This is a genomic window from Pseudomonas paraversuta, from assembly GCF_904063065.1.
GTDB lineage: Bacteria > Pseudomonadota > Gammaproteobacteria > Pseudomonadales > Pseudomonadaceae > Aquipseudomonas > Aquipseudomonas paraversuta.
Genome location: NZ_CAJFCL010000009.1, coordinates 288,459 through 295,752, shown reverse-complemented (window position 1 = coordinate 295,752; position 7,294 = coordinate 288,459). Strand labels below are relative to the sequence as shown.

General features: G+C 57.1%; 6 protein-coding genes. All 6 read right to left on the bottom strand.

Annotated elements, in window-relative coordinates; translation table 11 throughout:
* The coding region (locus JQ845_RS19495) for an ABC transporter permease (protein ID WP_203009370.1) at positions 1 to 628 on the bottom strand (628 nt) is incomplete at its 3' end.
* Entirely contained in the window at positions 625 to 1,767 is a 1,143-nt protein-coding gene (locus JQ845_RS19490; protein WP_010657423.1) for an ABC transporter ATP-binding protein, read from the bottom strand. The genes JQ845_RS19495 and JQ845_RS19490, both read right to left, overlap by 4 nt.
* 69 nt (positions 1,768 to 1,836) lie before the next feature.
* The gene (locus tag JQ845_RS19485; RefSeq protein ID WP_003444617.1) at positions 1,837 to 2,931 is read right to left on the bottom strand and encodes a polyamine ABC transporter substrate-binding protein; all 1,095 of its coding nucleotides are present in this window, start codon (positions 2,929 to 2,931) and stop codon (positions 1,837 to 1,839) included.
* Positions 2,932 to 3,166: 235 nt separating this feature from the next.
* Positions 3,167 to 4,279, bottom strand: coding sequence for a polyamine ABC transporter substrate-binding protein (locus JQ845_RS19480; protein WP_003444615.1), 1,113 nt, complete (start codon positions 4,277 to 4,279; stop codon positions 3,167 to 3,169).
* A gap of 184 nt (positions 4,280 to 4,463) precedes the next feature.
* Positions 4,464 to 5,828 (bottom strand): aspartate aminotransferase family protein, encoded by a 1,365-nt coding sequence (locus tag JQ845_RS19475; protein WP_003444612.1) that lies wholly within the window; start codon positions 5,826 to 5,828, stop codon positions 4,464 to 4,466.
* A 71-nt stretch (positions 5,829 to 5,899) separates the two neighbouring features.
* Positions 5,900 to 7,258, bottom strand: a complete 1,359-nt coding sequence (locus JQ845_RS19470) for a glutamine synthetase family protein (RefSeq protein ID WP_003444610.1) — start codon at positions 7,256 to 7,258, stop codon at positions 5,900 to 5,902.
* Positions 7,259 to 7,294 lie beyond the last annotated feature (36 nt).

Genomic DNA, 7,294 nt, shown 5'->3' with positions numbered 1-7,294 from the left:
GGTCGGACGCGGCTTCCAGCAGGCTGTGGTCGTGTTTCACCAGGTTGGCGTACAGCGGCAGGATCATGAACGGCAGGTACGAATAGACGATGCCGATATACACCGCGATGTTGGTGTTGAGGATCTGCAGCGGTTCGCTGATCCAGCCCATCGACATCAGGAAACCATTGAGCAGGCCGTTGTTGCTGAGAATACCCATCCACGCGTAAACGCGGATCAGGATCGCAGTCCAGGTCGGCATCATGATCAGCAGCACCAGCACGGTCTGCATCTCTTTGCGCGCATTGGCAATGGCATAGGCCATCGGATAGCCGATCAGAAGGCACAACGCGGTGCTGAAGAAAGCCATCTTCAGCGAGCCCAGGTAAGCGGCGATATACAGCTCGTCGTCACCCAGCATCGCGTAGTTGCCCAGGTTCAGCAGCAGCTGAATCTTTTGGTCAACGTAGCTGTAGATCTCGGTGTACGGCGGAATCGCCACGTCGGCTTCGGCGAAGCTGATCTTCAGGACGATGAAGAACGGCAGCATGAAAAACAGGAACAGCCACAGGAATGGAATCCCGATGACCATATGCCGGCCACCGGGGGTTATTCGTTGCAGGCGGCGCTTGAATTTTCGAAGGTTCATGAGCGCAGTACCACGCCGCTGTCGTCTTCCCACCAGACGTAAACTTCGTCGTCCCAGGTCGGACGGGCGCCGCGGCGCTCGGCGTTGGCGACAAACGACTGGACGATCTTGCCGCCGGGCAGTTCAACGTAGAACACCGAGTGGCCACCCAGGTAGGCAATGTCATGCACCTTGCCCCGCGACCAGTTGTATTCACAGGTCGGCTTTTCGGTGGTGACCAGCATTTTTTCCGGACGGATCGCGTAGGTCGTGTGTTTGTCCTCTACCGAGGTGCTCACACCATGACCCACGTAGATGTCGTTCTCCAGCTCCGGGCAGTTGATGCGCGCATAGCCTTCGGCGTCGTCCACCACTTCACCGTCGAACAGGTTGACGTTGCCGATGAATTCGCAGACCAGACGGCTGACCGGCGTTTCATAGATGTCGATCGGGCTGCCGATCTGGGCGATCCAGCCCTGGTGCATGATCGCAATGCGCTGGGCCATGGTCATGGCCTCTTCCTGGTCGTGGGTCACCATGACGCAGGTCACGCCGACGCGCTCGATGATTTCCACCAGCTCGAGCTGCATTTGCGAACGCAGTTTTTTGTCCAGTGCGCCCATCGGCTCATCGAGCAGCAGCAGCTTCGGACGCTTGGCCAGCGAACGGGCCAGGGCCACACGCTGACGCTGACCGCCGGACAGTTGATGGGGCTTGCGCTTGGCGTACTGGGTCATGTGCACCAGTTTGAGCATTTCGCCTACCCGGGCATCGATCTCCGAAGAGGACATCTTGTCCTGCTTGAGGCCAAAGGCGATGTTCTGGGCCACGGTCATGTGCGGGAACAGGGCGTAGGACTGGAACATCATGTTGATCGGCCGCTCATAGGGCGGCATGTCAGTGATGTCTACGCCATCCAGGAAAATACGGCCTTCTGTTGGGCGCTCGAAACCGGCGAGCATGCGCAGCAAGGTGGATTTGCCCGATCCCGATCCGCCGAGCATGGCGAAGATCTCGCCTTTGTTGATTTCCAGGGACACATCGTCCACGGCAATCGTCTCGTCGAATTTCTTCGTGACCCGGTCGATTTTGACCAACACCTGTTTAGGGGTGTGGTCGCCCTCGAGGGCTTTCTTATAGGCGCCGGAGGCAACAGCCATTTACGAAACTCCCAACAAATTTAGCAGCCCGATCAATAGGGTCGGGCCTTGGATAGGTGGTCTTGCGAGTTATTTACCCGTCTTGACCTTGGTCCACGTGCGCGTCATCAGACGTTGCGTTTTCGGGGGTAGTTCGGTTGAAACGTAAGTTTTGTCCAGCACCGCCTGGGTCGGGTAAACCGCTTCGTCGGTACGGATGGACTCGTCCATCACTTTGTCTGCGGCAAGATTAGGGTTGGCATAGCCAACATAATCGCTGACCTGGGCAATCACTTCAGGCTTGAGCAGGTAATTGATGAATGCGTGGGCTTCCTTGACGTTGCCGGAGTCCTTGGGGATCGCCAGCATGTCAAACCACAGGGCGCCGCCTTCCTTGGGAACGATATAGGCGATGTTGACGCCTTTTTTGGCCTCTTCGGCACGTGCCTTGGCCTGGAATACATCACCGGAGAAGCCGATCGCAACACAGATGTTGCCGTTGGCCAGGTCGGAAATGTATTTGGAAGAATGGAAGTAGGTGACGTAAGGACGCACCGACATCAGGGTAGCTTCAGCTTTTTTGTAGTCTTTGGGGTTGGTGCTGTTTGGATCCAGGCCCAGATAGTTGAGCACGGTGGGCAGCATTTCATCGGCCGAGTCCAGGAAAGCCACGCCGCACGATTGCAGCTTCTTCATGTTCTCGGGTTTGAACACCAGGTCCCAGGAGTCGATGGAATCTACGCCCAGTACTTCCTTGACCTTATCGACGTTGTAGCCAATACCGTTGGTGCCCCACAGGTACGGCACCGCGTACTGGTTACCCGGGTCATTGGCCTGCAGACGCTTGAGCAGGACCGGGTCCAGGTTGGAGTAGTCAGGCAGTTGCGACATGTCCAGCTTCTGGAATGCGCCCGCTTTGATCTGCTTGCCCAGGAAGTGGTTCGACGGAACGACCACGTCGTAACCGGTGCGGCCTGCCAGCAGTTTGCCTTCCAGGGTTTCGTTGGAGTCGAAGACGTCATACACCGGTTTGATGCCGGTAGTCTTTTCGAAATCGGCCAGTGTGTTCGGGGCTATGTAGTCCGACCAGTTGTAAATGTGCACGGTGGGTGCCGCTTGAACGCTGACGGCAAGCGTCAAACCAGCTCCGACCAGCAGGGTCTTGCGAAACAAGGATGTAGACACGTGGTGGTCCTCTAAATAGTCGGGCCTCGGTGGCCCGCGTCACACGGCAGCAGAGCTGGCAAAGACAAAACCGGCGCGCAACTTACCCTCGATAAACCGACACGGCAAAGTTTTCTGCGATTTATTGCCCTAAAGCCATGATTTTCCGTGATTTTGCCCTTCTGCAGGAGCGAGCTTGCTGGCGATCCCGGGGATCTGAACAGCTTGCGAGCAAGTGCGCTCCTGCAAAGGGACCTTATTTACCGGATTTGATCTTGGTCCAGCTGCGAGTCAGCAGGCGCAAGGTTGCAGGCGGCAAATCGCTGATGGCATACAGTTTGGCTTTCACTTCATCCGATGGATAAATGCTCGGGTCACCGGAGATGTCTTTATTCACCAGCGGCGTTGCAGCCTTGTTACCGTTCGGGAAACGCACGCTGTTGGTGATTTCAGCCATGATTTCTGGCTGCATCAGGAAGTTCATCCAGGCGTAAGCGGCATCAACGTTCTCGGCATCCTTGGGAATGGCGACCATGTCGTAGAAGCTGCCGGCGCCTTCTTTCGGAATCGCATATTTCAGTTTGACCTTGCCACCGGCTTCCTTGGCACGGGAGATGGACTGTTCCAGGTCGCCGGAGTAACCCACGGCTACGCAGATATTGCCGTTGGCCAGGTCAGAGATGTACTTGGACGAGTGGAAGTAGCCCACCGAAGGACGAATCTTCAGGAACAGTGCTTCGGCTTCAGCCAGTTGCTTCTTGTCCTGGGAGTCGGTCGGGTAGCCCAGGTAGTGCAGGGCGGCCGGGATCATTTCGGTCGGCGAGTCGAGGAAGCTGATGCCACAGCTTTTCAGCTTGGCAGCGTTTTCCGGCTTGAACAGCACGTCCCAGGAATCGATGGTATCGACGCCCAGTGCGGCTTTGACCTTCTCGGGGTTGTAGCCGATACCGATAGTGCCCCACATGTACGGGAACGCGTGTTTGTTGTCTTTGTCGCTGGCATCGCCAACGGCCTTGAGCAACGCAGGATCGAGGTTTTTCCAGTCTGGCAGCTTGGAGCGGTCCAGTTCCTGGTAAACCCCGGCCTTGATCTGCTTGGCCAGGAAATTGTTGGATGGCACGACGATGTCGTAGCCGGACTTGCCCGCCAGCAGTTTGGCCTCGAGGGTCTCGTTGCTGTCGAACACGTCGTAAACCACTTTGATACCGGTCTGGTCTTCAAACTTTTTGACGGTATCGGGCGCGATATAGTCGGACCAGTTGTAGATGTGCAGAACCTTGTCCGCGGCTTGAACTGCCCCAGCCATCACCCCCATCAAGGACAGGGCGAGAAGGGTCTTGCCAGCTTTTTTAAAACCTGATGCCTTCATCTGTAATGCTCCAATTGTTCTTTTAAACCACCGATTCAGCGACCTGATCTCAGGATGACTAAAGCCGGCGGGTAGTCTGGCAAGATCCGGGGCAGGCTTTCAAGGGAAGAGCCTTGATTCTTAAGGCTCCGAGCGCAATTGCCGGCAATAAAACCGCCGACGTCATTCACCCGGAGCCTGGCGGTCAACCTTGCAGTACTTCCAGAGTCAGATCCAGGCACTTACGGGCCTTGGTTACCAGCTCGTCGATCTCGTCTTTGCTGATCACCAGCGGCGGCGAGATGATCATGGTGTCGCCCACGGCGCGCATGATCAGCCCGTTCTCAAAGCAGAACTGCCGGCAAATCATGCCAGCGCCACGGCCTTCATAACGTTTGCGGGTGGCTTTGTCCTGAACCAGTTCAATGGCTCCCAGCAGACCCACACCGCGCACTTCGCCCACCAACGGGTGATCGTTCAGTTCACGCAGACGCTTTTGCAAATACGGTGCCGTTTCGGCGTGAACCTTCTCGATAATTTTTTCTTCGCGCAGGATGCGGATGTTTTCCAGCGCAACTGCGGCGGCTACCGGGTGACCGGAGTAGGTGAAACCGTGGTTGAAATCGCCACCTTCGTTAAGCACGGCGACCACTTCGTCGCGCACAATCAGGCCACCCATGGGGATGTAACCCGAGGTCAGGCCCTTGGCGATGGTCATCATGTCGGGTTTGAGGTCGTAGAAATCGCTACCGAACCACTCACCGGTGCGACCAAAGCCGCAAATGACTTCGTCAGCCACGAACAGGATGTCGTACTTGGCCAGGATTTCCTTGATGCGCGGCCAGTAGGTGTCTGGCGGAATGATCACGCCGCCTGCGCCCTGAATCGGCTCGGCAATAAAGGCCCCGACCTTGTCGACGCCAATTTCGAGGATCTTTTCTTCCAGCTGGTTGGCAGCCCAGATACCGAACTCTTCCGGGGACATGTCGCCGCCTTCCGCGAACCAGTACGGTTGCGCGATGTGCGTGATGCCCGGGATCGGCAAGTCGCCCTGTTCATGCATGTAGGTCATGCCGCCCAGGCTGGCGCCGGCCACGGTTGAGCCGTGGTAGCCGTTCTTGCGGCTGATGATGACCTTCTTCTCGGGCTGGCCCTTGATCGCCCAGTAGTGGCGAACCATGCGCAGCATGGTGTCGTTGCCTTCAGAGCCGGAACCGGTGAAGAACACGTGGTTCATGCCTTCAGGGGCAATCTGGGCGATGACCTTGGACAACTCGAGTACTGGCGGGTGAGCGGTCATGAAAAACAGGTTGTAGTACGGCAGCTCGCGCATTTGTTTACTGGCCGCATCGGCCAGTTCGTCACGTCCGTAGCCAATGGCAACACACCACAGGCCGGCCATGCCGTCGAGAATTTTGTGCCCTTCGCTGTCCCACAGGTACACGCCCTTGGCGTGGGTGACAATGCGTGGACCGACTTCTTTCAATTGCTTGAAATCACTGAACGGCGCCAGGTGATGGTCGTTGCTCAGTTGTTGCCAGTGGAGGGTTTGCGGGTTCTTGTTAGTCATAAAGCACTCTCCTTTATTCCGTTAGGTGCCGCGCCTTCCTGGCGCAGCACTCTGGTGACAGACGGGGTGGATCAGACGGCGAACAGCAGGAATTCCCGCTCCCACGAACTGATGACACGCTTGAAGTTTTCATGCTCGGCACGTTTGACTGCGATGTAACCCGCAATGAATTTGGTGCCCAGGTATTTCTCTACAGTCTTGCTGCTTTCCATGCGTGCCAGGGCTTCTTCCAGGGTCAGCGGCAGGCGCAGGTTGCGGCGCTCATAACCGCGGCCCACCACTGGCGCGCTCGGATTGATCCCTTCCACCATACCGATGTAGCCGCACAGCAAGCTGGCAGCAATGGCCAGGTACGGGTTGGCGTCGGCCCCCGGCAGGCGGTTCTCGACCCGGCGGTTTTGCGGGCCGGCATCCGGTACGCGCAGACCTACGGTGCGGTTCTCTTCGCCCCATTCCACGTTTACCGGCGCCGAGGTATCAGGCAGGAAGCGGCGGAAGGAGTTCACGTTCGGTGCAAACAGTGGCAGCAGTTCGGGAATGAACTTCTGCAAGCCGCCGATGTGATTCAGGAACAGCTGGCTCATGGTTCCATCTTCATTGGAGAAGATGTTTTTGCCGGTTTCGATGTCGATGATGCTCTGGTGCAAGTGCATGGCGCTGCCCGGTTCGCCGGTCATGGGTTTGGCCATGAAGGTAGCGGCTACGTCGTGCTTGAGCGCGGCTTCGCGCATGGTGCGTTTGAACACCAGAATCTGGTCGGCCAGCGACAGTGCGTCACCGTGACGGAAATTGATTTCCATCTGCGCGGTGCCGTCTTCGTGGATCAGGGTGTCCAGATCCAGTTCTTGCAGCTCGCACCAGTCGTATACATCTTCGAACAGGGGATCGAATTCGTTGGCCGCTTCAATGGAGAACGACTGACGGCCGGTTTCCGGGCGTCCTGAACGCCCGATCGGCGGCTGCAACGGGTAGTCCGGGTCGTCGCTGCGCTTGGTCAGGTAAAACTCCATTTCTGGCGCCACGATCGGCTGCCAGCCGTGGTCGGCATAGAGTTTGAGGACCTTTTTCAGCACGTTGCGCGGCGACAGCTCAATCGGGTTGCCTTGTTTGTCGTAGGTGTCGTGAATCACCTGGGCCGTAGGCTCGATCGCCCAGGGCACCATAAAGACAGCGTTCTGATCCGGCCGGCAGATCATGTCGATATCGGCAGGGTCCAGCAGCTCGTAGTAGATGTCGTCTTCGACATAGTCGCCCGTTACGGTTTGCAGCAAAACGCTCTCGGGCAGGCGCATGCCTTTTTCGGCAATGAACTTGTTGGTCGGCGAAATCTTCCCGCGTGTAATCCCGGTAAGGTCGGCGATCATGCATTCGACTTCTGTGATCTTGTGGTCTTTCAACCAATCGGTGAGCTGGTCGAGGTTGTTACTCATAAATGCCTCTGGGCTGAGTGTCCTGACTTGGATAAG